This is a genomic window from Luteolibacter sp. Y139 (genome assembly GCF_038066715.1).
In the GTDB taxonomy this organism is placed as follows: domain Bacteria; phylum Verrucomicrobiota; class Verrucomicrobiia; order Verrucomicrobiales; family Akkermansiaceae; genus Haloferula; species Haloferula soli.
In genome coordinates this window covers 37083-61856 of record NZ_JBBUKT010000013.1, presented here as the reverse complement: position 1 = coordinate 61856, position 24774 = coordinate 37083, and the positions used below count along the sequence as shown (strand labels likewise).

The 24774-nt window shown below is 62.8% G+C and carries 21 protein-coding genes; 7 read left to right on the top strand and 14 right to left on the bottom strand.

What is annotated here, in order from left to right; translation table 11 throughout:
* Positions 1–5: 5 nt before the first annotated feature.
* From WKV53_RS24550 to WKV53_RS24530, 5 genes are all read right to left on the bottom strand, one after another.
* Complete coding sequence (locus tag WKV53_RS24550) at positions 6–1034, bottom strand: ankyrin repeat domain-containing protein (RefSeq protein WP_341407475.1); 1029 nt, start codon at positions 1032–1034, stop codon at positions 6–8.
* Between the two features lie 205 nt (positions 1035–1239).
* Positions 1240–4947, bottom strand: coding sequence for a phosphoribosylformylglycinamidine synthase (locus WKV53_RS24545; protein WP_341407474.1), 3708 nt, complete (start codon positions 4945–4947; stop codon positions 1240–1242).
* Positions 4948–5132: 185 nt separating this feature from the next.
* Positions 5133–5519: a hypothetical protein gene (locus tag WKV53_RS24540; protein WP_341407473.1), complete on the bottom strand. Its 387-nt coding sequence runs from the start codon at positions 5517–5519 to the stop codon at positions 5133–5135.
* Positions 5520–5605: 86 nt separating this feature from the next.
* The gene (locus WKV53_RS24535) at positions 5606–5800 is read right to left on the bottom strand and encodes a hypothetical protein (protein WP_341407472.1); all 195 of its coding nucleotides are present in this window, start codon (positions 5798–5800) and stop codon (positions 5606–5608) included.
* A 77-nt stretch (positions 5801–5877) separates the two neighbouring features.
* The gene (locus tag WKV53_RS24530) at positions 5878–6732 is read right to left on the bottom strand and encodes a helix-turn-helix transcriptional regulator (protein WP_341407471.1); all 855 of its coding nucleotides are present in this window, start codon (positions 6730–6732) and stop codon (positions 5878–5880) included.
* A 195-nt stretch (positions 6733–6927) separates the two neighbouring features.
* On the opposite strand from WKV53_RS24530, the gene WKV53_RS24525 reads away from it, so the two are divergent.
* Genes WKV53_RS24525 through WKV53_RS24510 form a run of 4 tightly spaced genes read left to right on the top strand, consistent with a single transcriptional unit; the run spans position 6928 to position 11675 of the window.
* On the top strand, positions 6928–7620 hold the full coding sequence (locus WKV53_RS24525; protein ID WP_341407470.1) for a hypothetical protein: 693 nt from the start codon (positions 6928–6930) through the stop codon (positions 7618–7620).
* 10 nt (positions 7621–7630) lie between these two features.
* Positions 7631–8539 carry a DUF6607 family protein gene (locus WKV53_RS24520; protein ID WP_341407469.1) on the top strand — a complete coding sequence of 303 codons (909 nt, stop codon included), beginning with the start codon at positions 7631–7633 and terminating at the stop codon, positions 8537–8539.
* 58 nt (positions 8540–8597) lie between these two features.
* Positions 8598–10865, top strand: a complete 2268-nt coding sequence (locus tag WKV53_RS24515) for a TonB-dependent hemoglobin/transferrin/lactoferrin family receptor (RefSeq protein ID WP_341407468.1) — start codon at positions 8598–8600, stop codon at positions 10863–10865.
* A 9-nt stretch (positions 10866–10874) separates the two neighbouring features.
* Entirely contained in the window at positions 10875–11675 is an 801-nt protein-coding gene (locus WKV53_RS24510) for a DNRLRE domain-containing protein (RefSeq protein WP_341407467.1), read from the top strand.
* 158 nt (positions 11676–11833) lie between these two features.
* Here WKV53_RS24510 and WKV53_RS24505 read toward each other — a convergent pair whose 3' ends face one another.
* The 5 genes from WKV53_RS24505 to WKV53_RS24485 all read right to left on the bottom strand — a co-directional run bounded on the left by WKV53_RS24505 (position 11834) and on the right by WKV53_RS24485 (position 20440).
* Entirely contained in the window at positions 11834–12484 is a 651-nt protein-coding gene (locus WKV53_RS24505; protein WP_341407466.1) for a PEP-CTERM sorting domain-containing protein, read from the bottom strand.
* Positions 12485–12589: 105 nt separating this feature from the next.
* On the bottom strand, positions 12590–13123 hold the full coding sequence (locus WKV53_RS24500) for a hypothetical protein (protein WP_341407465.1): 534 nt from the start codon (positions 13121–13123) through the stop codon (positions 12590–12592).
* Positions 13120–14565 carry a DUF1501 domain-containing protein gene (locus WKV53_RS24495; protein ID WP_341407464.1) on the bottom strand — a complete coding sequence of 482 codons (1446 nt, stop codon included), beginning with the start codon at positions 14563–14565 and terminating at the stop codon, positions 13120–13122. The genes WKV53_RS24500 and WKV53_RS24495 overlap by 4 nt, the downstream gene beginning before the upstream one ends.
* A gap of 7 nt (positions 14566–14572) precedes the next feature.
* On the bottom strand, positions 14573–19579 hold the full coding sequence (locus WKV53_RS24490; RefSeq protein WP_341407463.1) for a DUF1800 family protein: 5007 nt from the start codon (positions 19577–19579) through the stop codon (positions 14573–14575).
* Positions 19580–19678: 99 nt separating this feature from the next.
* Complete coding sequence (locus WKV53_RS24485) at positions 19679–20440, bottom strand: exodeoxyribonuclease III (protein WP_341407462.1); 762 nt, start codon at positions 20438–20440, stop codon at positions 19679–19681.
* A 109-nt stretch (positions 20441–20549) separates the two neighbouring features.
* Here WKV53_RS24485 and rsfS point away from each other — a divergent pair, with 109 nt between their 5' ends.
* The 3 genes from rsfS (at position 20550) to WKV53_RS24470 (ending at position 22708) form a co-directional block, all read left to right on the top strand.
* Positions 20550–20903 (top strand): ribosome silencing factor, encoded by a 354-nt coding sequence (rsfS, locus tag WKV53_RS24480; protein ID WP_341407461.1) that lies wholly within the window; start codon positions 20550–20552, stop codon positions 20901–20903.
* A 48-nt stretch (positions 20904–20951) separates the two neighbouring features.
* Positions 20952–22181: a competence/damage-inducible protein A gene (locus tag WKV53_RS24475; protein WP_341407460.1), complete on the top strand. Its 1230-nt coding sequence runs from the start codon at positions 20952–20954 to the stop codon at positions 22179–22181.
* 122 nt (positions 22182–22303) lie between these two features.
* Complete coding sequence (locus WKV53_RS24470; RefSeq protein WP_341407459.1) at positions 22304–22708, top strand: hypothetical protein; 405 nt, start codon at positions 22304–22306, stop codon at positions 22706–22708.
* 9 nt (positions 22709–22717) lie between these two features.
* Here the strand turns inward: WKV53_RS24470 and WKV53_RS24465 are convergent, their stop codons facing one another.
* The 4 genes from WKV53_RS24465 to WKV53_RS24450 are packed head-to-tail and all read right to left on the bottom strand — an operon-like array spanning position 22718 to position 24745.
* Positions 22718–23095: a DUF3127 domain-containing protein gene (locus tag WKV53_RS24465; RefSeq protein ID WP_341407458.1), complete on the bottom strand. Its 378-nt coding sequence runs from the start codon at positions 23093–23095 to the stop codon at positions 22718–22720.
* A 12-nt stretch (positions 23096–23107) separates the two neighbouring features.
* Positions 23108–23572: a dihydrofolate reductase gene (locus WKV53_RS24460; RefSeq protein ID WP_341407457.1), complete on the bottom strand. Its 465-nt coding sequence runs from the start codon at positions 23570–23572 to the stop codon at positions 23108–23110.
* Positions 23569–23928 carry a hypothetical protein gene (locus WKV53_RS24455; RefSeq protein ID WP_341407456.1) on the bottom strand — a complete coding sequence of 120 codons (360 nt, stop codon included), beginning with the start codon at positions 23926–23928 and terminating at the stop codon, positions 23569–23571. The genes WKV53_RS24460 and WKV53_RS24455 overlap by 4 nt, the downstream gene beginning before the upstream one ends.
* Before the next feature lie 7 nt (positions 23929–23935).
* Positions 23936–24745 carry a thymidylate synthase gene (locus tag WKV53_RS24450; protein WP_341407455.1) on the bottom strand — a complete coding sequence of 270 codons (810 nt, stop codon included), beginning with the start codon at positions 24743–24745 and terminating at the stop codon, positions 23936–23938.
* Positions 24746–24774: the final 29 nt, after the last annotated feature.

Here is a 24774-nt window from a genome sequence, read left to right as displayed (position 1 = left end):
GCGGACTATTGCCCTGCGAGCCTGCCGACCCTGAACCTGGCGCTTCTCAGGAGGCGTGCCGTCGACGAATCCACGCCTTCTGATTCAATCAAGGTCTTGATCGTCTTCTGCGTCGGCCGGGCGCCCCGGGCGAGCAAGACCTTGATGACATGGTCGTTCCCACATAGGGCAGCGATATCGAGGGCGGTATTTCCATCGCCATCGAGCGCGTCAATGTCAGCGCCGTGATCCAGTAAGACCTTGATCATTTCGCCGTCAGGGAAAAACACGAACCGGTGGATCGGCTGGCGCTGCTCGTTATCGCAGGGATTGACCGGAGCCCCATTCGCGAGAAGCAAGCTCACCATCTCCTTGTGTCCGGCGACGTGAAGCGGTTGTTGTCCCTTGGCATCCACGGCGGTGACGCTGGCTCCGTGGCGGATCAGCAGTTCGGCGGCTTTGACTTCCTCGGTGATGTCACTCGTCTGCCTGGATGCCAACAGATGCAGAGGCTCTTGGCCGGCGGGGGAATCGAACTCCACGCGCCCGGTCTTCGATCTCGGATCGGCACCATGTTCCAAAAGATAGGTGCAGGTCCCAACAATGCCATCCGGACCGCTGGCGAACACGGCGGAATGCATTGGCCGGTGCCCGGTTATTTTCTCCAAGGCATTGATCTTAGCGCCATGGTTGAGGAAGAAGCGGATCATCGAGATGTCGCCTTGCGCAGCGGCGGAGTTGATGCACCCGCCCCCGGCATCGCCGTCCACCACCACCTTCGCCCCCCGCGAGAATAGGAACCGGGCGGTCTCCAAGTCTCCGGAGGATTGGAGTGGCGTTGTGCCATAGGAATCACGGGCGTTCACGTTCGCACCTCGGTCGAGCAGCAGGCGGACCACCGCAACGTGCCGCCGGTAGGCGGCGAGATGGATCGCCTGATACTTGGGTGCTTCGCCTTTGTAGTCGTCGGGCGCAAGCACCGCAGAGACGGGTAGCCCTGCATCGAGCAGCTTGGTCACCTGCTTCAAGTCGCCGGCACGAGCGGCTTCCGCCATGCGAAATTCCCTGGAGCCTACTGGGGAGCCCCCTTCCGCCGCTGCAAATTGGATCAAGACCGCAGCGACAGCGAGATAACGCATCATGGAGTCATGCTAACAAGGCACTCGAAACCGTCAACGTCCCCTGCGCCACTCGAGCTAGGACGTCGGAGATGGTGTTAGGTGACTATTTGCCCGAGCCTCCAGGTCGGCAGACAATAGCTCAAGCAAACCACTTCACGCCCGCTGCGAAGATCGGCTGTTTCTTTTCGCCGGGGATGTTCTTGCCGACGAGAGTGCCGCTGCGTTCGGTGTGGGCCATCTTCCCGAAGACGCGGCCGCAGGGGCTGGTGATGCCTTCGATGGCGAAGAGGGAGCCGTTCGGGTTGATATCGATCTCCATCGAGTAGGTGCCTTCGGTGTCCACGTACTGCGTGGCGATCTGGCCCTTGGCCGCGAGGTCGGCGATGACCGCGGGGCTGGCGAGGAACTTGCCCTCACCGTGGGAGACAGGGACGCTGTGCAGGTCGCCGACTTCCATGCCGGCCATCCATGGTGACAGGGTGCTGGCGATGCGGGTGGTGACGTAGCAGGAGACGTGGCGGCCGATATCGTTGAAGGTGAGCGTCGGTGCGTCGGCGTGCGGGTCGCGGATTTCGCCGTAGGGGACGAGACCGGTTTTGATCAGGGCCTGGAAGCCATTGCAGATGCCGAGCACTAGGCCGTCGCGGTTCTTGATCAGGTCCATGATCGCATCGGCGACCCGCGGGTTGCGGATGACGGTGGCGATGAACTTGGCGGAACCATCGGGCTCGTCGCCGGCGCTGAAGCCGCCGGGGAACATCAGGATCTGCGACTCGCGGATCTTCTGTGCGAAGGCTTCGAGCGATTCCTCGATGTGGCGTGAGCTGAGATTGCGGAAGACCTGGATCTCGGCTTCGGCTCCGGCCTCGCGGAAGGCCTTGGCGGAGTCGTATTCGCTATTGGTGCCGGGGAAGGCGGGGATGAGGACCTTCGGCTTCGCGTGCTTGGCCGAGGAGGTGTGCTTGCTGCCGGTGAACGATGCGGCGAGCGAGAGGTGAGGCGTATTGGCGACGGTTGAGTCTTCCTTGGTCGGATAGATCGGCTCGAGGGTGCCGAGCCAGGCGGCCTGGAGGTCATCGAGCTTGTGGCTTTCGCCGGGGAAGTTGAGTTCGGGCTCGGCGATGGTTTCACCGAGGACGCGGGCGAAGAGAGATGCGGGCAGTTCGCCATCGTGCTCGACGAGGAAGCAGAAGTAGCGCTCGGCGTAGGGCTGGAGATCGGCGGTGATGTTCGCGCCGACGCGGTTGCCGAAGGCGCTGGTGGCGACGGCATGCATGAGGCCACCGGCACCGAGGGCTTTCATGGAGAGGATCTTGCCGGAGGCATTCAGCTCGTGGAGCGCAGCGGCGACTTCGCGGAGGTTTTCGAACTCCGGAAGCTGGTCGTCGTCGCGAGCGACCTTGACGAGGGACAAGGTGCTGCCGGGTTTCTTGAACTCAGGCGAGAGGGCGAGGCTGGCTTGGCCGGGGGCGAGGGCGAAGGAGACGAGTGTCGGCGGGACGTCGAGATCGTTGAAGGAACCGGACATCGAGTCCTTGCCGCCGATGGCCGCGAGGCGCAGGCCATGCTGGGCGTGGAAGGCACCTAACAACGCGGCGAAAGGAAGGCCCCAGCGCGCAGCATCGCCGCCGAGCTTCGGGAAGTATTCCTGCAGGGTGAGTCTAACATCCGAGAGTTTCGCGCCTGCGGCGACGGCCTTGCAGACGGACTCGGTGACCGCGTAGACGGCACCGTGGAAGGGCGACCATGCCGAGAGGTGGGGATTGAAGCCCCAGCTCATGTAGGTGCAGACATCGGTATTGCCCTCTAACAGCGGGAGCTTCGCCACCATCGCATCGGGCGGGGTGAGCTGGTGCTTACCGCCGAAGGGCCACAGCACGGTGCCGGCGCCGACCGAGCCGTCGAAGCGCTCGCCGAGGCCCTTTTGAGAGCAGTGGTTGAGGTCGGAGAGCAGTTTGGTCCCCGACTGCGGGAGATTGAAGGCGGACTGGAAGATGCCTTCGGGCGCGGCGACGTGGACCTTGGCGGTTTGTTGGACGCCATTGGTGTCGAGGAAGGCGCGGCTGAGATCGACGATGGTCTTGCCGCGCCAGCTCATGCGCAGGCGACCGTGGTCACCGACGACGGCGACCTTCACGCATTCGAGGTTTTCCTTGTCGGACTCGGCGATGAAGTAGGCGGCATCCGCGGGATCGATGCAGACGGCCATGCGTTCCTGGGACTCGGAGATGGAGAGCTCGGTGCCATCGAGGCCATCGTACTTCTTCGGCACGGCATCGAGATCGATATCGAGCGAAGGTGCAATCTCGCCGATGGCGACGGAGACACCGCCGGCACCGAAGTCGTTGCAGATCTTGATCTTCTTCGTGAGTTCCGGATTGCGGAAGAGGCGCTGGATCTTGCGCTCGGTGGGCGCGTCGCCTTTCTGGACTTCGGCGGAGTTTTCGAGGGCGGTGTCGGTGTGTTCCTTGGAGGAGCCGGTGGCGCCGCCGACGCCATCGCGGCCGGTGCGGCCGCCGATGAGAAGGATGACATCGCCGGCAGCGGGGGTGCCGCGGAAGACTTGGGAACGCGGTGCGGCAGCGACGACAGCACCGATTTCGAGGCGCTTGGCGACGTAGCCGGGGTGATAGACTTCGGCGACTTGGCCGGTGGCGAGGCCGATCTGATTGCCGTAGGACGAGTAACCGTGTGCGGCGATCTGGCAGATCTTCTTCTGCGGGAGCTTGCCCGGCAGGGTCTCGGCGAAAGGTGTCAGGGGATTGCCTGCACCGGTGACGCGCATGGCCTGATAGACGTATGAGCGACCGGAAAGTGGATCGCGAATGCAGCCACCGAGGCAGGTGGCGGCACCACCGAAGGGCTCGATTTCGGTGGGGTGATTGTGCGTCTCGTTCTTGAACATCACAAGCCACTCTTCCTCAGGGCGGTCGTCGATCTTCACCGGGACAACGATGGAGGCGGCGTTGACTTCGTCGGAGACTTCGAGGTTATCGAGTTCGCCGCTGGCCTTGAGTTCGCGCATGCCGATGAGCGCGATGTCCATCAGCGTGACCGGCTTCTCTTCGCGGCCGAGTTGCTTGCGAGTGGCCAGGTAGGTTTGCCATGCCTTCTCGACAGGTTCGGTGCCGGGGGCGAAGGTGGCTTCGTCGATCTTCGTGAGGAAGGTGGTGTGGCGGCAGTGGTCGGACCAGTAGGTATCGAGCATCCGGATCTCGGTGATGCTCGGATCGCGCTTTTCCTCGTCGCGGAAATAGGTCTGGCAGAAGGCGAGGTCGGCATCGGACATCGCGAGGCCGAGGTCCTTGCGGAGGGCGGCGAGGTCGGTGGCGGGCTTGGTGGTGAAGCCTGTTAGAATCGCGACGTCGGCAGGTGTGTTGATCTTTGGCTGCAGGCTTTCCGGGAGGTCCATGCGGGCCTCGTGGGAATCGACGGCGTTGATAACGTAGCCCTTGATGCGGGCGAGGTCATCGGCGGAGACGTTGCCTTTCAGCACAACGACCTTGGCGGAGGCGACGAGCGGGCGCTCCTGGCCGGTGAGGATCTGGACGCACTGCGCGGCAGAGTCGGCACGCTGGTCGAACTGGCCTGGAAGGTATTCGACGGCGAATGCGGTCTCGTTTGCGACAAGAGCGAGCGTGGCGGTGGTCACGTCGACCTGAGGCTCGGAAAGGATCAAGCGGGCTGCCTGCTCGAACTGGGCGTCGGTGAGGCCGTCGATGTCGTAGCGCTGGATGATGCGGACGCCTTCGAGGGAAGGGAGATCGAGGGATTCGCGGAGATCGTGCAGGAGGTGACGGGCCTCGGCGTTAAAGGCGGGCAGCTTCTCGACAAAAATGCGGTTCATGGGCGGCTAGGACCTGCGGAAGGGGGGAAATGCTAGTCACCCCCGGGGGGAGGGCAAGACGGGTGATTGCCGAATTGCCACTGAACCACTGTAAAGGGTGGGGGATGAAGGTACGAGAGTGCCGCTGTGGGTAGGGCCGCTAGAAACCGGAACGGCTGAGCCGCTCCGCTACGCGAGAAGGCTGCTCAAGCGGCGGCCTTGAAGCGGAAGGCGAGATCCACGCGCTGCGCCTGATAGGTGCGGTCCAAACGGACCTGCTTCATCGAGCGAAGGCAGAAGTCTTCAAGGTTTTCGCCTTGGCGGAGCTTCACGGGCAGAGTCTCCAGCTCGGAGCCATCGGCACGGACTGCGATTTCCAGATGCCGCTCAAGGAAGTCCCGGAGCGGGGCCAATTTCGGCAGGGAGTCGGTGCCGGCAGCGGTAAAAAGCCGGAAAAAGCAACGCACGCACTTGCCGGGTTGTCCCTTGGACATCAACAACTCCCGCAAGTCGAGGATGGTGTCGGCTTCCCTTGCAAGCGAGGGAGCCAAGGGCAACAACAGGGCGTCGATTTCGTGTGGCGTAAGCGTCACGGGGCGGACGAAAGCCTAATTGAGACCTTGTCGCAATAGAAAACGCCCAACCGTTAGAGTCCTCGGTGAAGGGCCCGGCAGGGGGATCAGTCGGCTTTTTCGTAGTCCCCGCACCAGTCGTCCGAGGCGGTGACGGGAAACATCGATTCGAACTTCACCTCATCGTCGACTTCGAAGGCGACGGTCTGGGGGGCGTGTCGGCGACATTCGCCGTGGGACTCCTCCATAGGATTCCAGAAGGCGCAGGCTTCGCAGGCGCGATGAGCTTTCTTCGTTTTCATGGCAGTCGTGGAAAATACCATTCCCTGACTAAGCCGGATCGTCCTTACCCGCAAGATGCAAAAGGTCCGGGGCCGGGTTACCCCGCCGCGCGCCAGTCGGATGGGCGCACGCCCTTCTCGGCGACGAAGGCCTTGGTGAAGTGGCTGAGGCTGTTGTAGCCCACCTCGAAGGCCGCCTCGGTGACATTGAAGCCGCCGTTCCGCAGCAGCGTGGCGGCGCGGTCGATGCGGATTTCGCGAAGCTTTTGGCTCAAGGTCTTCCCGGTGTGCTGGCGGAAAAGGCGGCTCAAGTAGTGCGGCGCGCATCCCACGTGCCGGGATGCGGTGAGGAGGTCGAGGTCTTCCCTGAAATGGTCGCGCAGCCATTGGGTCGCCGCGTCGACGCGCTGGCGTATCGGGTCGTGATCGGGACCGGCGGATTTGGGAATCCCGCCGAAGACGCTCAAGCATTCCAAGGCCTTCCCGCGGAACCAGGCCGGTCGCAGGATCCGCTGGACCGGTGGCTGGAGAAGGGATTCGCAGAGATCCCGCTCCGCCAGATTCATGGAACGGAGCAAACCGGTGTGCTGCGGACTGTCCACATTTCGCAACAGGGGGTGCAAGGCGGTGACGGATTCGCCAAAATTCGATGCCAGCCAAGCGGAAGTCGCTGAAACCACGACGAAGCGGTGGCGTCCATCACCCGCCAAGCGGCTGGCGTGGACTGATTCGCCGGCGGCGATTTTCAGAATCGAAGCGGTACCCGGGACTATGCCCAGCCGGACGTGGCGGCCAAGAATCACGCCGTGACCATCCAGATTCAGCACGAGATGGCCCATCTCCGGTGCCAGCAGGCTGCTCCAGTCTGCGGCGTAGGAGACTTCCGCGTCCACGCCACGTAGCGCCACACCGGATCCATCGTGAAGGAGGGTGGCGGAGAAGGAGGAGGACATGGAGGCAGGAGCGACAGATGAGCGTAATTGCGAATGCGTCTCAAGAGTTTATTTGCACTTGGCGGCCGGTTGTCACCTCTTAGCGGTCAATTGCCATGATGGGGCGATGCTCGCAATTCCGCGCCATGAATTGGCAAGAGGCCGGGAGCGCGGGGGGAGGGGGGTGAGGAAGGTGGGGGCGTGCTTCCGCTCGACATGCATACCACTCCGACACGCCGCCGCCGCCGTCTGTTCACGGCGATCCCTGCCCTCGCGATCATGCTCACGGGGCTCCCGGCTCAGGCGGCAGTTCTCCTGTCGAATCTGGATTTAGGAGGAACGCAGCAGACGACAACAGTTTGGGGAAATCTCACGGGAGAAAATCCGACGAGGACTCCGAGCTCGGGATCGGGTGGGACGATCAACATCTCTTCGAGTGCGTTCCAAGGCTCGTTCGGTTTTTACAGCTTCACTGCTGACTACACGGTCACTGCGACCCAGACGGCTTCGTTCGATATCGCGAGCGTGGTGTGGCAGATCGAGGGTTCGCCGAATCCGGACCTTGCCTGGCCATACAATGGCGGGCCTTTCATCACGGTGACGACGGAGTCCGGCAGCCAGGTGATCGCGCCGATCGCCTTCAAGAGCGGCAACAGCGAGCTGCGCGACAACTTCGGGCCGGATCCGATCCTCTACACGGCGTATGCCTGGCAGTGGAACCTCTCGTCGATCAACGAGACGATCACTTCGATCACCTTGTCGGCTCCGATCGGGATCCACACGTCGGTCACCGCGTCGCAGATCGATGTGGGGAACTCCTTTGTCCAAGTGATTCCGGAGCCATCCGCGCTGCTGCTGTCCTTCGCCGCGCTGCCACTGATCGCGCGCCGCCGCCGTCAGGTCCTCTAACAAACATCTCATGAAACCATTGTCATTCCTGCTTGCGGTGCTGTTCCTCGGGAGCACCGCCTTCGCCGACGACGCGAGCTTTGAAAAGGATCGGAAGGCGATCCTGTCCATGGCCGGCGACTTCAAGGTCGGCTTCCATTTCCAAGAGACCTTCTCGATGCATGAAGGCTACAAGGTGGAAGATAAGCCATACACCGAAGAGGCCTTCGAAACCGTCAAGGTGGTGGAGGACAGCGGCAAGCGCATCGTGCTCCAGCACATCCTCCAGGCCGGACCGATGGTGGTGAAGCACTGGGCGCAGATCTGGACCTATGAGGATACGGAGATCCTCGAGTTCCAGGGCAGCCGGGTGTGGACCGCGAAGACGCTCACGGCGGAGGAAGCGAAGGGCAAGTGGAGCCAGCGCGTGACGCAGGTGGATGACTCGCCGCGCTACGAAGGAATCGCTGCCTGGGTGCATGGCGAGGAGACCAGCGAATGGACCTCCGAAGCCAACCGCCCGAAGCCGCGGCGCGAAGAGAAGCGCGATGACTACGACCTGCTGGTGGTGACCAATCGCCACACGATCACCAAGGAAGGCTGGTTCCACGAGCAGGACAACACCAAGTGGGTGAAGCGCGACGGGAAGGCCTATCCGCTGTGCCGCGAGGTGGGATTCAATCCGTATCTGCGGGTGAAGGATCACGATTTCGCGAAGGCCAACAGCTATTGGGAAAAGACCGCGCCGCTGTGGAAAGAGATCCGCAACGTGTGGGATGAGCTTTCGCCGGAGAAGGGCAGCATCAAGGTGCTGACGAAGGCGGATGAAGGACGACTTCAGGATCTGGTCTCCGAACTGGTCGCAGAAGCAGAAGACGGCAAGACCCCGGGCGTGGACAAGATCCGCGAGACCTTGAAGCCATTCGTGATCGCGCAATAGCGCGGCCCCTTTCATCGTGCGCCACTCCATTTTTTTCCAGGTAACGTTCGCCATCGGTATGGCGCTGCACCCCGCCTCGGCGGCAGATCCTGAGGAGGTACCTGCCGCCGGGGACGAGGGATCGGTGGTCGAGAGTCTCGGCGACATGGTCGTCGTGGGCACTCGCACCGAGCAGCGGTGGATCGACTCCGCTGGCACGACGCTCCATATGGGAGCGGAAGACCTGCTGCGTACTGGCAGCCAGGATCTCTCCGGCTTCGCGAAGTATGATCCGACGGTCTCGCTGCCGTTCGACTTTTCGAGCGGGGATGGTGCGTTTGCCTACGGGCAGTCCGGATACGGGAGCATCAATATCCGTGGTGCGGAGGGGAACCGTGTGGCCATCGAGCTCGATGGGATCCGCCAGCCGCCGCAGTATGTGTCGACGTCCTTCGACATGGGAAGTGGCGATGGAGCGGGTGGCATCGGGCGGGATTACTTCGATCCGGCGATGTTTGACCTGGTGGAGGTCTTGAAAGGTGGAGCGAGTGCGCTCTATGGCAGTGATGCGCTCGGTGGCGTGATTACCTTCAGGACGCCGGATCCGGAGAGCATGCTGGGCGGCCGCAATGCCGGTGGACTCGTGCGAACGCAGTACTTCTCCGCGAATGAAAGCATCGCGGGGCAGGTGGGTGGTGCGGTGAAGAAGGGGAATACCTCCGTGATGCTGCTCTACGCCGGCCGCCATGGTGAAGAGACGGCGAACAATGGCTACGAGCCGCCGAATCCGGCGGACTTCACTTCGAACTCCGCCTTGCTGAAGGCCGAGCATGTCCTGGGTGATCATGTGTTCCGGTTCGCCCTGGAAATGTTCGATCGCGAGGGTTCCACGAATGTCCGAAGTGCTGCGTCGTCGGCGTTTCCGGTTTTCAACGACTACGTCTACAACAACCAGCTGCTCGATCGCCAGCGGGCGAGCCTGAAGTGGCAGTGGACGCCGCAGTCGCAGTCGTGGGTCGATCAGCTCGATAGTCACGTTTACTGGCAGCATGCTGGCACGGTCAGTGATAACGACTCGGCCTCGAAGCCGATCGTGATCGGTGGCAATCCGATTCCCGGCACCGAGCGGACGCGGCAACAGCGGATCAGCTTCGATACCGACATCATGGGACTATCGTCCGTTGCGCGGCGCGAGTTCGGTGATGGCGGGCGGGTGATTCATGGAGGGATGGCGGGTATCGATCTGTCGCTGGAAGGTGGCGACAACCGTTTCACGCGGCTCGACTCTGGAACGCCGGACGATGTGAACCGCACATCCTTCGCTCCGACCGACACGACGCGGGCCGGTGTATTCGTTCAGGACGAGATCAAGGTGGATGGCAAGTGGTTCATCACGCCCGGGCTGCGGCTCGATTGGCAGGGGATCAAGCCGGATCCGAACCAGGCTTATCTTGACCGTCTCGCGGAGCTTGGCCGATTCGGGCAAGAGCCGCCGACCGACTATGAGAACTTCTCGATTTCGCCGCGACTGAATCTCGCGTGGAAGCCGAGCGACATCGTGCAGTGGTATGGCACCTATGCGCGTGGCGTGAGGAACCCGACGGCGGAGGAGCTGTCGATGATCTTCGATCACCCGCCGTCCGGGGGGAATCCGGCGGGAGCGATGACGGTTCCGAATCCCTCGCTGGAGGAGGAGCAGAGCGATGCCTTCGAGCTTGGCTTCAAGGCGGAAGGAAAGGCCGGCCGATTCCAGTCGTCCCTCTTCTACACGCGCTATCGCGATTTCATCGAGAATGGAGTGCCGACCGGCGAGCTGGCTGACGATGGCCGCGAAATCGTCACGACCGTGAACCGTGGCGAGGCGGAGATTTATGGCTTCGAACTCGGTGGCATGCTCGACGCGGGCTATTTCCAGAAGAAGGCGGAGGGCTGGCAGCTGGGGCTGAGCACCGGCAAGTCGATCGGCAACAACCTGACGGACGATGTGCCGCTGAACTCGATCGAACCGTGGAAGACGGCGAGCTTCATTGGCTATGAGGATCCGGAGGGGCGCTTCGGTGCACGCTTGTCGGGGATCTATACCGCGAAGGTGGAGCGAGTCGACGATAGCACCAACCAGGGAACCTTCTTCCGGCCGCCTGCGTGGTTCACTCTGGATCTGGCCGCGTGGTGGGAGCCGACGGAGACCGTGTCGATTCACGCCGGGCTCAACAACATCTTCGACGAGAAATACTGGGCGTGGGGTTCGGTGCGCCGTGGCAATGGGCACCTCGGCGGCAACGCCACGACGGATCGCTCCACTGCGCCGGGCAGGAACTTCAGCGTGTCCATTACCAAGACCTTCTAACAAGACATCATGAGAGCTGCGATTCTGATGCTGGCGTGCAGCCTGACTGCTGCCGCTGAAACCGTGACGCTGGGTCCGACCAAGGACAGCGACATCTATTCCTACACCGATCGCGCCACGGGGACGATTACCACGCTGGGGATCAATTCCAGCGGGGTGGGTTCGCCGCACTCACAGCGGGCGCTGATCCAATTCAATCTTGCCGGTCTGGCGATTCCGGCTGCTGAGATTGGAACGGCGAAGTTGCGGCTTTTCGTGGTGCCTCCCGATCCGAGTTTCGGTGATCTGGTGCCCGGCAATATCCAGATCCTGCGTCAGACGGCGGCATGGACAATCACGAATCCGACGCTGCGCTGGAATCATTTCGTGGCGGCGGATCCCGTGGGTTTGCTGGCGGTGCCTGCGGGATCGTCGGGAAGCTGGGTCGAGGTGGAGGTGAAGCCGCTGGTGGTCGCGTGGGCCGCGGGGAGTGTCGCCAACTATGGGTTCGCGCTTCAGGCGGAGAGCGAGACGACAGCGCTCAATGTGACTTTCGCTTCGATGGAGGTGACGGGGTATGGGCCGCAGCTGGTGATCACGAGGGCTGAGGCGCCGGTGGTTCCGCCGGTATTGGCGCTGACGTCATCGGGTGCTTCGGTTCACGTGCGCTGGCCTGTTAGTGGGAGCACGGGGTGGGTTCTTGAAACTGCGGGAAGTCCATCGGGGCCATGGACGCAGGTGAATGGAGCGGTGCAGAGTTCGGGAAATTGGGAGGTGAGTGCTGCGGCGAATGCTTCGGGGCGTGGGTTTTTCAGGCTTTCGAAGCCGTAGGAGAGGAGCTGAGGGTTTGCTGGGAGCGGGGGATTTATTCCGCTTGGGAGGTTGAGTCGCCGGACCAACGAGGCGGGATGAATCCCGCGCTCCCGGTCATAGAAAAAGCCGCGCTGCGACTGGGGTCGCGAGCGCGGCTTTTGGTTGCGTATGGGATCTTACTTGCGACGGCGGCGGATCACTAGCATCGCGGTGCCGAGAAGGCCGAGGGCAGCAGAGGTTGGCTCGGGGACGATCTGGATGGCATCCAGCGAGACGTGGCCAATGTCGCTCGTGACGTTGAACTTGTAGGTGTCGGCGGCAGCGAGGCTGAGGCCGTTCCAGTCAAATTTGACGATGAAGAACGTATTCGCGCCCTCAAGGAAGCTGGTGATCACGGTCTGGGCGGAAGCTGCTGCAGCGGCGGCGCCAGCGGCCTCCAAGGTGATGTCGAAGTGTCCGAGAGCACCTGCGGCCGTGTTGTCAGGGGAGGTGAACTTCAGGACGACGCTGAGTTGGTCGAACGATTGGTTGACCGTTCCCTGGGCCGTCAGGTTGAACGAGAATGGATCCTGGCCGGGAACGAAGGTTCCGGAATAGAGCCGGTCTCCTCCGCCGAACACAGCGCCGCCGGTCATTACCGAGGTGAGGGTTCCCGTGACCTGGCCAGTGGAACTGGTCGAGGGCGCGTTGCTGAAGTTGGTGCCGGTGAAGGTGTCCCAAGTGGTGGCAACGAGTCCGTTAGGGAGTCCGACGGTGGTGGCAGAGGTAATGCCGGGAGCCACTAGGGCTGCTGCTGCGAGGAAGGGGGCTAACAATTTGTGCTTCATGCGGCCCACAGCGTGGCGGAGTACCGAATGTGGCGCTAACGCCCGCTTGCCGAATCTTGATGTGCCCTTGCGATGGGCTGACGCCTCGTTGCGGAATCTTGGCGATCACTTGCCTGATGGCTTCATGACGAGATCGTCGGAGGTGTAGGCGATCTTGTCGGGGCCGGCTGAACGGAGTTCGAGTTGAGTCCATGCTTCCGGATGGACCACGAGCGGAGAGCCCCAGCGATCGATCAGCAAGCCGTCCTTCGAGAACACCGGATGTCCTTCCGGAAGGTAAGTCTCGCGGTTGGGGTTTTCGCCGCGCAGGGCGGCGGCGAGATCGGCATTGCCGCCGATGGGGAAGCGGCTGGCGTCCTTGACGACCGAGAAGTAGCCGGCGACGACGCGCTGGACTTTTTTCAGGTCCTCGATGGGTGGTGTCGAGGGGTCGGCGTAGCCTTCGAGAAGGCGCTCGGATGCGGTGGGGATGTGAGAGGTGGGTATGGGTGGCCCATCCGGAATTGCAGGTTCCCTTGATGCTTCCCGAGGACTTGGAGGGCCCTTGGATGTCACGATCAGAAACATCCAAGCCAGAGGGACGAGGGAAGCGAGCGCGAGGATCAATCCCAAGACGAACAGCCGGCGGTTGATCTTCACGCGAGGAAGCCGACGGGGTTGGAACTACTATAGGGGTCGTAGAAGTTCCGGATATTCGGAAGCACTTCATCCATGTCGCCGGCGGTGACCCCGAACCAGCGCAGGAGCTCGCAGAAGTACTGGTCGGCGGAGAGTTTCGGGAAGATGCGGCCGCCGCGGCCGACATCGTCATTTCCCTCGATGACGAGGGAGGGGAAGCTGCCGCGGATGAGGCCGCCGGCGACGGGGCCGCCCATGACGATCTGGTTTCCCGACCATGCGTGGTCGGTGCCCTGGCCATTCGAGCGAAGGGTGCGGCCGAAATCGGAGGCGGTGAAGGTGATCACGTCATTGGCAAGGCCAAGGGTCTCGAGGCACAGCTGGAAGGCGTAGAGAGCGCCATCGAGGATCGCGAGCATGCTGGCGTGGTTTTCCAACAGCTCGGCGTGATGGTCCCAGCCGCCGAAGTCGATGAACATGGTCTGCCGCATCAGCTTGAGCTGCTGGCGGATGGCGATGGTTTTCACCGCGGCACGGAACTGCGCGGAGATCCAGTGGTTCGGGAAGGGAGCATTGGCCACCACCGTGTTCACGTCCTGGCCATTGAGCGTGCCGGGGCTGGAGAAGTGCTGCTGGAACTCCTCGCCGCGAGCCATCGAGTTCGCGGTGATGCGACCGTGGGTGCGCTGGAAGAGATTCGAGTAGTGCTGTTCAATGGGGCTCTCGACGGTTTGCTCGATGACGCTCTGTTTTGCCTGGAGTGAAGCGGAGTCTCCGGTGGAGCCGGTGAAGGCGAGAGCGCCGCTGCCGGTGATGACGAATTGTCCCTCGCTCTGGCCGATCTGGAACGCGGAATTGCCAGCGACGGAGAAATTCATCGGCATGTAGAAGCCGCCGGTCTGCTCGGTATTGAGGGTCGAGTGGATGATGTCCGCGGCGCGACCGCCCCAGCCGGAGAGGACCTGCATGCCCTGGGGTACGGAGGTTTGCCATTGCTCGATCTGGTCGCGGTGGGAGAAGAGCGCCTTGGGCAGGGCAACGCTGCCATTGAGGTAGGCGGTCTTGCTGGGGATCGGCTCGATCAGGGTGCCGACGTTCGCGAGCATGCTCACGCGCTTCTTACCCACGAAAGAGCCGGTGCCATTGAACATCTCGGCGAGCTTCGAGCAGGAGGGGTGGAGCCCGAAGTTCGTGCCGGTGAGTGTCCTCAGCTGTGCCTGAGGGATCGCGAGGTTGGAGCGGGCGGCGGCATACTCGCTGTAGCCCGCGCCGGTGGGGACGAGCAGATTGAAGGTGTCGCATCCGCCGGACAGGAAGACACAGACCAGGGTCTTGCGCTGAGTGCCGAAGCCACCTTGAGCGGCGGCGTGGTTCGCCATCGTCAAGTTGAGTAGCGTCGAGAGGACGGAGGTCGAACCGATCGCGGCGCAACTGGCTTCTCCGAGGAATCTGCGGCGGTTCATGATGGGTTCAGCGTTGGATGGCACCTTCGGGGCAAGTCATCGCGGTCCAGATGGCGAGGGCGACGCGTTCCTTGGGTGCGAGCGAGGATTGGGAAACGGCATTGAGCAGGATGCCGCGGGTGCGGGCGGTCATGGAGCCGGCGCAGACGAGAAGGTTCACGTGATCGACCAGTGCGGCCGGGTTCTCGGCGAGCAGCAGGGTGTCCGAGTAATCGAGCGGATACCACCAGTCATAGGACGAGCGGAAGCCGCGGTGCAGGTATTCCCAGATCAAGTTCGGGAAGGAGATGGACGAGTAGGTGTCGACGATCTGGAAGCCGGGGCTGACGAGGCCGGCATTCCGGATTTCGCCGGGAGCCTGATAGACGGGCGTGTAGAAATTGAAGACGCTGGGCGAGTTCGTTGGCTCTTGTTTACTGAATCCGTAGTAGGTCTCGGTCCAGTTCCACCAGACGAAGTTGGGGTGCGTCTCGGCGAGCTTGAAGAGGCGGCCGAGGTGCATGGTCTTCACGACCGGTTCGCGGACCTTGCCGAAGTTCGGGGAGAGCGGTTGTTCGCGGGCTTCGGGATCGAGGAGGATGGCTTTCACCACGGCACCGAGGTTGCCGCGCTTGCCGGTGCCGTCGTTCACGAAGACGTCCTGCACGCGATTGATGTAGGCGGGCGAGGGATTGTCCGTGACGAGGAACTGGATGAGCTGGCGGCTGACGAAAGGAGGAGTATTCGGATGGCGGAAGAGTGCGTCGATGGCGTCGCGGACGTCTTGCATGCCATTGCTTTCGGTCGGTTCGCGAGGTGGGACGACGAAGCCGTGGGGGAGTTGTTTGGCGTCGAAGTCGTGGCGGTCGGCATACATCACCATGGGCTTGGTGAAGTGCTCATCCGCCCAGCCAGCGCCGCCCCAGCCGTAGGGCGAGTCGTAGTAGAGGCCGGTGAAGACGCGGGCGAGTTCGGTGATGGTGCCGTTGTCGTAGGTGGGGATCGGCTCGCCGTGGATATCCAGCTTGCGGGTGCCATCGGGATTGAGTTCCCAGAGGCCGATGGTGAAGAGCTGCATCGACTCGCGGGCGAAGTTCTCGTCCGGGTAGCGCGGGATGGACGGATCGGCCTTCTGATTGCCGGCGTGGCTGAGGTAGGTGCCCATCGCCGGATGAAGCGCGACGTCTAATAAGAGGTCGCCGTAGTTGCCGAGGGCGTGGCGGAGCAGGGTATCGTAGTAGTTGGTGATGCCTTCGGCGCGCTCTTCGAGGTTCGCATCGCGGCGGGAGACGACGAGGATTTGGGAGAGAGCGAAGGCGACGCGCTGGCGGAGCTGGTCCTGACCTCCGATGGCGGCGCGGGCGAAGGGGGTGGTGGCATTGTTGCCGAAGAGAAACTTGTCCTGATCGCTGTAGTTGTAAGTGGGGTCGATGTTGTTGCCAGCGGCGTCACGCTTCACTTCCACGATGTAGGGCGTGTGGTAGGTCGGGGGCAGGGTGAGCTGCTGATTGATCCAGCCCTCGTAGCCAAGCTGGCGGACCTTGACGATGTCCTCCGGCGTGGGGCCGAAGGTGGACTGCATCAGGAAGCGCGAGGCATTGACGGGGGAAGGGGTGCCGGGCGCGCTGGATCCGGAGGAAGCACCGGAAGGAGACGAGCCCTGGACTTTCTCTAACAAGGAGACGGCATCGCCCGAGAGCGTTTGGCCGTTGGCGCGGGTGATGGGCTGGGAAAGTGTGTCGGGGGTGCTGTTGGATGAGCCGAGGACGTTGGTCTCGATCCAATCTTCCACGCCGTCGCCGTCGGTGTCCTTTGGCGAGATCTTCGTGCGGTAGAAGTTCTTCCCGGCTGGCAATGAGCCGGCAGGGATCGAGAGTTGGCGGCGGCCGCCGACGATGCTGGAGGTGGGCAAGCCGACCGCGCTTTGCCAGCCGGCGAGGGTGGGGCTGGTCTCGATGTCGTAGGCTTTCAGCGGGAGATCGGTCCAGGAGAGGACGAGGTTGCCGCTGTCGCGCCAGGTTTTGAGATCGATTTTTGAAAACGGATCGTCGGGATCGGTGCCTGCTTCGCTTTCGGCGAGGTTGCTCACGCCATCGCCATCGTCGTCGGCGGTTGGAACGCGGTGGGTGCCGCCGGACCAGAGGGTCCAGGCATCGGACATGCCGTCGCCGTCGAGGTCGGCGAGACTGCCGGTGAAGTTGAACCACGCGGGCTTGCTGGTGGCGGAGAGCGGGTCGCTGTCGTGATAGAACTCATTGCCGTCGGAAGCGCCGTCATCGTCGCTGTCGGCGTCGCGGGGATTGGTTCCGGCGAGGAATTCCTTCACGTTGATGAGGCCGTCATTGTCGGCATCCAGCGTGGCATCGGCGGCGCTGTTGATGTTGAAAAGATTGGTGGTTTCCCACGAGTCGGGCATGCCGTCGCTGTCGGTATCGACGGGGCCGAGTGCATTCGGCGTGATGTAGGCGTTGACTCCGGTTTCGAGTGCGACGTCGAAAGCGCCTGCGAGTCCGGCAGCATTCGTCCAGACGGCGGTCCCGTTCGTGATCGACGAGTCCATGGACTGGGCACCGAGCCAAGACTTGGACGATAGGGTCACGGGGCTGCCGGGATTTGTTAGATCGGCGATCAGGAAATTGAGGTTCCAGGAATTCACCCCGGCATTCGGTCGGGTGGCGGTGAACTCCATGCGGAGTGGCTTCGAGTCGTCGGCAGGGCCGTAGCCGCCGAAGCCGAAGTCCTTCGAGCGGTCGGTCGGCGGGACGTTCCAGTCGCTATCCCAGAAGCCTTCGTCCGCCTTCGCCGGATTGTCGGGAGTTTCCGCGACGCGGAAGAGGCCTTCGATGCAGCGGAAGCGATAGGTGACGCGGCCATCGCGATAGCGGAGGCCGATGCCGAGGGACTTGTTCCAGCCGCCCTGGCTGACCTGGGCCACGGCTTCGCCGAGCATGGTGTCGCTGGTTTCGAGCGCGCCGAGCATCGACTGCGGGTGATTCCAGAGCATGCGGATGTTATCGATGCGCCAGGTCCAGGTGCGGGTGGTGCCGTTCCATGTGGGGACCGGTGGCGGGACGCTGGCTGCGGACATCGGGTTGGTGCCGGCGGCGCGTTCGATGGCGTCGTTGTAGCCGTCGTCGTCGCTGTCGGCATCGTTGGGGAGCGATGGGAAAGGGGTGGCATTTACCTCGTCGCCGTCGAGGAGACCGTCGCTGTCACGATCAGGGTTGAGGGGGGCGGCGTCGAGATTGTCGGGGATGCCGTCGCGGTCAGTGTCGGTGTGATGAAGGTCGGTTCCGGCGGCGAGTTCGGCGGCATTGGAGAGACCGTCGCCATCGGCATCCGCGGTGGCGTCGGCTACTGCGGGATTGAGACGGTTCTCGACTTCGATTGCGTCCTTGATGCCGTCGCCATCGGTGTCGGTGCCGCTATCGACGATCTGGATGCCATGGATGCCGGCGTAGGAGGCATAGTTGACCGTGCCGGAAGCGGGTGGGAGTGGCGGCAGGGAGGTGAGGGTGATGGTCTGGCTCGCACCATTGAGATTCCGATAGCGGACGTAGTTGCCTGACTGTGGCGTGGTGGTGGAGGTGACTTCCGTGAACGCACGGAAGGGTGGCTCGGAGGCGGAAAGGAGGTAGCGGTCGCTTCCTGCGGCTCCCTGGCGCGACACGACGGCACGCGAGCCGGGATAGATGTAGCCCGCGTAGACGATGAGATCGTAGGTGGCGTAGGGAATGCCGGTGAGCGTGACGGACGCCGGCGTATTGATGGCGGTGGTGACGGTGTTGTTAGAGCTGATGGTTCCGGTGCGCTGGGTGCGGAGTAGGCCGGAGAAGAGCCGTTCGTTGCTGGTGCCCTTGTGGAGTCCGGGAGTCGCGAAGTGATAGCTCCAGCTCGCTGCGGCGGTGGTCGCTTGGCCGCGGAGGTTCTTGAGGGCGGATTGGCTGCCGGTCGTGACTGCGGCGTCGGGCCGCCACTGGGGTAGCGGCGGTGTGACGTTCCATTGCGGAAAGCGGAAGTAGCCGGCCGGGTCGCCGGGCGGCAGGGCGGCGGATTGCAGGGACTCAGCTACGAACTGGAGGCCGATCGCACCGGGGTAATTGAAAGGCTTCGAGGCAGCGGAAGAGGGATTGGAGCCTTGCTCGACCTCGATGTTGTCGGGATAGCCATCGTTATCGCTGTCCGCGAGCAGGGGGCTGGTGGTGATTTCAGCGCCATCGGCAATGCCGTCACCATCGGTGTCGCGGAGCAGGGGATTCGTTCCGAGAGTAATTTCCGCGGAATCGGAAAGGCCGTCGTTGTCGGTATCGGCGTCAGTGGGGTTGGTGCCGGCTCGGAACTCGGCAAGCGTGGTGCGGCCATCGCCATCAGGATCGGCCGCGGCGTCGGCGGGATTGCTTTCGCTGAGGCCGAAGCTTTCTTCATACCAGCGAGGCAGGCCGTCGTTGTCGGCATCGGCCATGCCGGTCGGGTCGTGATCGAGCTTCAGGTAATCGAAGCCGATCCATGCGCCAGCGGTGCCGCCGGTGCGCTCGATCTGGATGATGTTTTCTCCGGTGACGGCGTTCACCGAGGCGGCGGCAAAGGTCATCTCCAGCGTGCGGTTCCAGGTGATGCCGTTGAAGGTCGCGACCGGGCGGCCATTCATGGTGATGGCCAGATCGTGGCTGGCGAATCCCGGCGCGGAGGAGCCGCCCCAGAGCATATCGAGCGTCAGCTTCAGCCGTGATGTCGCCGATGCCTGGGCGGCGGTCAGCGGAAAGTGGATGCGGTGGCGTGGATCGCCGGAGGTGACTTCGCGCTCGAAATTGGTGATCGGCTCGGTGAGGTAGTAGTCGTCGTCCTTGATAGTGGACGAGCCGGGGGCGGCGTTGATGGTCCACGTGGTGGTGCCGAATTCCTCAGGGGTCTCGTTGTCACTCCCGAGCTGCCAGATGCCGTAGAAGTAGGGGACGGCGGATGCCGTTTCTGCCGAGACGAGCAGGAGCGCTGGCAGAACCAGAGATGCGGGCAGGCGTAAGGGAAACCGCAGCATGGGGTGGGGATACTTCACAGATCCTCACGAATTGCAAACCGGCGATTCGGTGACGGAAGCGCCCGTTTGCAGCAGATCGGGTGCCGCGGAATGCCGCTTTCAGCCCAAAGTCAGGGTCACCGGGCAGTGATCCGAGCCGGTGATGTGCGGCATGATGGAGGCGTCCTTGACGCTGCCGAGGATGCCCTTGGTGACGCCGAAGTAGTCGATACGCCACCCGACGTTGTTGGTGCGGGCGGCGCCGCGGAAGCTCCACCACGAGTAGGCGCCGGTTTTGTCCGGGTAAAAGTGGCGGAAGGTGTCGTGGAAGCCGCTGCCGAGGAGTTTCGTGAAGCTGGCACGCTCTTCATCGCTGAAGCCGGCGTTCTTGCGGTTGTCCTTGGGGCGGGCGAGGTCGATTTCGTTGTGCGCGACGTTCAGGTCGCCGCAGAAGATGACCGGCTTGCCGGTGGCCTCGAGGGCGAGGAGGTAGAGGCGGAATGCATCGTCCCACTGCATGCGGTAGGGCAGGCGGCGGAGTTCGTCCTGGGCATTCGGGGTGTAGACGTTCACCAGATGGAAATCGGGATATTCCAGCGTGAGGACGCGGCCCTCGCGGTCGTGGTCGGCGATTCCCATGCCGTGTTTCACGGAAATCGGCTGTTCGCGGGTGAAAACCGCGGTGCCGGAGTAGCCGGGTTTTTCGGCGGAATTCCAGAAGCCGTGGTAGCCGCCGAATTCCAGCGGGAGGGCCACTTGCTCCTCGCGGGCCTTGGTTTCCTGAAGGCAGAGGATTTCCGGGCGCTCAGAGGCGACGAATTCGGGGAGGCCTTTCCCGAGGGTGGCGCGGATGCCATTGACGTTCCAGGAAACGAGTTTCACGCCGCCAAGAAGGCGCAAGCGGCGCGGGGAGGCAACCCCGGAAACGACCTTGAAATTGATTGGCCAAGCGGGCGGGACGCGCTAGGGTCCGCGCCCCGGACGGGACGATATGGCTGTAGAAGGACTTGAATTGGCAAAGGCTTGCGCGAAGGCGGCTGACGAAATCCAAGCGGAGAAAATCCGCGTTTGGGACCTGCGCGGGGTGTCGAATTTGACGGATTACATGGTCGTCTGTTCGGGTTCCTCGATGCCGCACCTGCGGGCAATCATGCGCGACGTCCGGGGCAACGTGGAAGAATGGCACGGCGCGAAGCCGGCGAATGCGGAGGGCAATGCCGACACGAAGTGGGTGGTGCTCGATTACATCGACGTGATGGTTCACGTGATGCACGAGGAGCTGCGCGATTACTACGGCCTGGAAGAGCTGTGGGCGGATGCGAAGGAGCTGGATTGGAAAGCCTGAGGGCATCCGGTCTTGCGTCTTTCGCCGTCGGGTCTTCTGTCTCCGCCTGTGCGCATCGAGATCCTGAATACCGGAACGGAACTTCTTCTCGGAAAAGTCCTCAACACCCACGGGAAGTGGTTCGGCGAGGAACTGTTCAAGCTGGGGATGCGGATCCAGCGGCTGACGACGGTGCCGGATGGTGAGGCGATCACGGAGGCTTTGCGGGAGTGCGTTTCGCGGGCCGATGCGGTGATTGTCACGGGAGGTCTCGGGCCGACGAGCGATGACCTGACGCGCGAGGCGACGGCCGAGGTGCTGGGGATCGAGCTGATCGAGGACGAGGCGGCGATTCGGTCGCTCGAGGCGTTCTTTGCCATCCGCAACAAGCCGATGGCGGACTCGAACCGCAAGCAGGCGCAGGTGCCGGTGGGGGCGGATGTGATGCCGAATCCGAATGGGACTGCGCCGGGGCTCTATATTCCGCCGCGGCTGAATGGGGCGGCGAATTGCGCGGTGTTTCTTTTGCCGGGGCCGCCACGGGAGCTTTATCCGATGTTCCGGGAAGAGGTGGCGCCGCGTCTGGTGGCGCTGGCGGGCTTGGCGATGCCGCCGGGGTTGCTCGAGATGAAGATCACGGGAGTGGGGGAGAGCGATATCCAGCAGGAGATCGATGCCGAGCTGGGGTTGATCCCGGGCTTGGAGGTCGGGTATTGCGCGCGGGTGGGCGAGGTGGATCTGCGTTTGATCGGCGAGCCGCCGGCGATTGCTGCGGGGCGTGAGGTCGCGATGGCGAAGTTCGCGAAGAACATCTTTTCGGAAGACGGCTTGTCGCTGGAAGCGACGGTGGTGCGGCGGGCGACGGAGCGGGGGCTGAAGTTGGCTACCGCGGAGAGCTGCACGGGTGGCTTGGTGGCGAACCGGCTTACGGATGTGCCCGGCAGCAGTGCCGTTTTCACGCATGGATTCGTCACGTATGCGAATGAGGCGAAGCGTGATGTGTTAAGCGTGCCGCAGGAGCTGCTCGATGCGCATGGTGCGGTGAGCGAGCCGGTGGCTCGTGCGATGGCCGATGGGGCACTGCGGGTGAGTGGTGCCGATGTCGCGGTGGCGGTGACGGGAATTGCCGGGCCGGATGGGGGCACGCCGGAAAAGCCGGTGGGCACCGTGTTCCTCGCATGGGCGGCGAAGGGGCGTGAGACGATCTGCGTGAGGCAGATTCACCCGCGCAATCGCAAGGACTTCAAGCTGGCGGTGAGCCAGGCGGCGCTGGATGGAGTGAGGCGGATCCTAGGGTAGGATTTTCGGGGCAGCAGCCCTGTAACTTCCGAGATAGTGGAAAGGTTGAGAATATTGACCTTTCCAAAGGAATTCATTATGAGGCGGTCGCCATGGTGAGTTCCTCCTACTCTATCTACTTCTTGATAGCCCTTGCTTGGACGACGTTCTTTTCGATGTTCAACCGTCAGCCGATCCGGGGGAATCGCAATTTCGGGCTGCTCGCGTGTTATATTATTTTCATCGTGATGCTGTTCCGGCGGCCCTTCGCGGAGACCTTTGCCACGTGGGCGGTGTTCGGATTTGCCGGCGGGCTTTGCTACCTCGGCTATGAAGTAATAAGCCGCCTGCGGACTTCTCCGGGCGAGGAGAAGCCGGGCGTGTCCTTGGTCACCCTCTTTTACGGATTGCTCGCGTGGCCGGTGATGATTCCCGAAGCGATCGAGTATCTGGCCGCTGACTTCGGGCTGCTACCAGTGCCAGTCGTCCCGACGGCGGTAGCAGGTGACGCGACGGAATCCGCCGTTACCGGAGAAGAGGAGGCCTAGGAGGCCGACTTAGAACGGAATGTCGTCGGAGGCGTCCGGTTCGTTGTCGAACTGGGAGTCGAGGCTGGAGTTGTAGCGGCCGCCTTCATCGCTGCCACCGCTGCTGGAGCCGCCGTCGGCCTTGGTGAGTTTCCAGGCGTTGAGGTTCACGTAGAAGCGCTCCTTGTATTCGCTGCCGCGGATGTCGAAGGCGATCTTGACCGCGTCGCCGATCTTCACGTCGTCGAGCATGGAGATCTTGTCCTTCACGCACTCGAACTTGAGCATCTGAGGATACTTGCCGTCCGGGACTTCGACGACGAACTCGCGCTTGGCGAAGCCGCTGGCGAAGGTCTGGGTGTCAAAGAGGTGCTTGAGGGTGCCTTCGAGTTCGAATGTCTGGGCCATGGCAGGAAGTTGTTAGGGTCGGCGGTAGCGAAAGACGTCGAAAGCTTCGTGCGATTCGACGAGTTCGGGAGTTTGAAAGAGATGGGCGAATTCGGGAAAACGGGTGTCGCCGGGGTAGGGAAGGTGGACGTGGGAAACGAGGAGTTCATCGAGCTGCGGCAGGAAAGCCGCGTAGATGCCCGACCCGCCGATGATGAAGACGTCGCCCGCGAGGTCGAGCGTGGAAAGCTCCTCCGGGGTGTGGATGACTTCCACGCCTTCTGCGGACCATGCGGGATCACGGGTGACGACGATGTTCCGGCGCTTCGGCAGTGGCCGGCCGATCGAGTCGTAGGTTTTCCGGCCCATGACGATGGGGTGCCCGGAGGTGGTGCGCTTGAAGAAGGCGAGGTCCTCCGGCAGGTGCCATGGCAGGGTTCCGTCGCGACCGATCACCCGTTCCGGGGTCATGGCGACGATGGCGATCAGGCGGGTCATGAGTCTTTGTCGTCTTCCTCGTAGTGGAACCGGTGCAGCACGCGATGTGCAACCGGCGCGACGAGGAAACCCGCCAGCGCGATGAAGACCAGCCCGGAAAACAGGGCGTAGCAGCCTGAGAAGATTTTTCCGGCATCATTCGGCATCGGATCGACCGGTCCCATGCCGCCGAGGATCATCGAGGCATTGAGGAAGGAATCGATCCAGCCGAGCTTGCCGATTCCGTGGTAGCCGACGATGCCGACGGCGAGGGCAGAAACGACAATGCCGCCGGCGATCGCCGTGCAGCGTAGCATCCGGAACGTGAAGTGCCGGGTGCTCAGGGGCTTTTCGCCGCGATGCTCGAAATGGAACATGGGTCACTCAGACCGAGACCTCCGCCTTGATGTGCGGATGGGGATCGTAGTTCTCCAGACGGAAGTCGTCGAAGGTGAAGTCGTCGAGTTCGCGGACCTTCGGATTGATCCACATTTTCGGCAATGCGCGCGGCGCGCGGGTGAGCTGCTCGCGGGCTTGGTCGAGGTGGTTCTTGTAAAGGTGGAGGTCGCCGAAGGTGTGGACGAATTCGCGGGCCTCGTAGCCGCAGACTTGGGCGAGCATCATCGTCAGCAGCGCGTAGGAGGCGACATTGAAGGGGACGCCGAGGAAGAGATCCGCCGAGCGCTGGTAGAGCTGGCAGGACAAGCCCGGGCGATCCGAATCCGGATCGTGGACGAAGAACTGGAACAGGCAGTGGCAGGGCGGCAGGGCCATGCGGTTGACCTCGCCGGGGTTCCACGCGACGACGAGGTGACGGCGGGAATGAGGGTCGCCGCGGAGGCCGTGGACGAGCTCGGCGATCTGGTCGACTTCGCGGCCATCCGGCGCGGGGAAGGAGCGCCACTGGCGGCCGTAGACCGGGCCGAGATCGCCGCTTTCATCCGCCCACTCGTCCCAGATGCGGACGCCATTTTCCTGCAGGTAGGCGATATTCGTGTCGCCTTTCAGGAACCACAGCAGCTCGTGAATGATCGAGCGGAGGTGGAGCTTCTTGGTGGTGAGGCAGGGGAAGCCCTCGCGGAGATCGTAGCGGACCTGACGGCCGAAGACAGAATGCGTACCGGTACCGGTGCGATCGGAGCGTTCCTCGCCGTTCTGGAGGACGTCGCGGAGGAGATCGAGGTAGGCTTTCATGCCGACACTCTATCCGCTATTTTGCCATC